Source organism: Acetonema longum DSM 6540, assembly GCF_000219125.1.
Lineage (GTDB): Bacteria > Bacillota > Negativicutes > Sporomusales > Acetonemataceae > Acetonema > Acetonema longum.
This window is the reverse complement of record NZ_AFGF01000202.1, coordinates 1-1,702: the sequence shown is the minus strand read 5'-3', so window position 1 is coordinate 1,702 and position 1,702 is coordinate 1. Positions and strand designations below refer to the sequence as shown.

General features: G+C 46.6%; 1 protein-coding gene. It reads left to right on the top strand.

The genetic code is table 11. From position 1 onward, the window contains the following. Positions 1–2 precede the first annotated feature (2 nt). A complete protein-coding gene (locus ALO_RS16635; RefSeq protein ID WP_040293734.1) occupies positions 3–1,532 on the top strand; it encodes an IS1182 family transposase in 1,530 nt (509 codons plus the stop codon). Positions 1,533–1,702: the final 170 nt, after the last annotated feature.

The window sequence follows — 1,702 nt, the reverse complement described above, 5'->3', positions numbered from 1 at the left end:
AAATCATTCCGGCAAATGATTCGGTGCGACTCCTCAGTGCGGTACTAGAAAGGATGAATTACAGCAAATTATATGCCGCATACTCCCGAATGGGCAGAATCGAGACCTCGCCGAAGCGTCTGTTTAAAGTCCTGGTATACGGATTCATGAATGGCATCTACTCCAGCCGCAAACTCGAACAAGCCTGCCGGCGCGACGTAAACTTTATGTACCTTTTAGGCCGGGAAAAAGCCCCTGATCATGCCACTATCGCTCGCTTTCGCAGTCAACGGCTCACCCAGATCATAGATGATCTATTTGCCCAACTGGTGCGCCTTTTAGCCGATGTGGGGGAACTGTCCCTATCCAGCGTCTTCATTGACGGAACCAAACTAGAGGCCAATGCCAACCGCTACAGCTTTGTCTGGAAAAAATCCAGCCAAAAACACGAACAAAAGCTGCAAGAAACCATGAAGCGAGAGTTACCGACGCTGGTGAAAGCATTCCACCTCCGCCTTTATCTCGGGGAGACCATCAAAGTGCAGCACCTAAAGAAACTGAGAAAACGTCTCAAAACCTTGCAACATAAAGAAGGAATTCGTTTGGTCCATGGAAGAGGGCAACGAAAATCCCCTTTGCAGCGAGCCCTGGAAAAAGTGGAAGAATACCTGGTCCGTCAAAAGCGCTATGATGACTACAACCACAGTTTAGGAGATCGCAATAGCTTCTCCAAGACCGATAGAGATGCGACCTTTATGCGAATGAAAGAAGACCCCATGAAAAATGGGCAACTCAAACCTGGCTACAATGCCACCATAGCCGTAGATGCGGAATATATTGTCGCTGCCAGGCTCTCGCAAGAACGAAGCGACAGTCAGACCCTCATTCCCATTTTAAAAGAACTGAAACCATTAGGCTATACCAAACCGGTAGCCGATGCCGGATTTGAAAGTGAAGAAAACTATACCTGGTGCGAAGAAAATGGGCAAACCGCCTTCATTAAACCCGCCAACTATGAACAAGCCAAAACCAAAACGTATAAAAGCGATATCGGAAAACGAGAAAATATGCTCTATGATGCCGCCAGTGACAGCTATCGTTGCCATCAAGGACATCCGATCCGAGCCGCCTATGAGAAAAAAACGAAATCAAAATCTGGCTACACCATCATAACAACCGTTTATACCTGCATCGAATGCGCCGGTTGTCCCCATAAAGCCCAGTGCATCAAAGGAACCAGCAAGACCCCGCTTGAGGATCGGAACAAAAACCTGTATGTCTCCAAACCCTTTCTCAGACAGCGTCAAGAAATGCAGGATCGTATTCAAAGCCCGCAAGGAATTCTGCTGCGCATGAATCGTTCGATTCAGGTAGAGGGAGCCTTTGGGGTTTTGAAAGAAGACATGAATTTCCGACGATTTTTACTAAGAGGAAAAGTCAAGGCAACGACAGAGTTTTTGCTATTGTGCATGGGATACAACTTAAACAAACTCCACAACAAAATCCAAAGTGCCCGGTGTGGGAGTTATTTACATCCTTTGAAAGCAGCCTGACCATACGATATCGAGATTCTGTTCGGGGGAGAGGCTTCCTCTATTTTGGCATGTCCCAAAAACTAGTGGTAAGATCTTTTTTCCTGTATCGTAGAAGGATTCTGCTCTCTCTTTTACAAAAAGAGGAGCTGCCGCTTACGTTTTTACTAAAAACGTTTTGCGACAGCCCC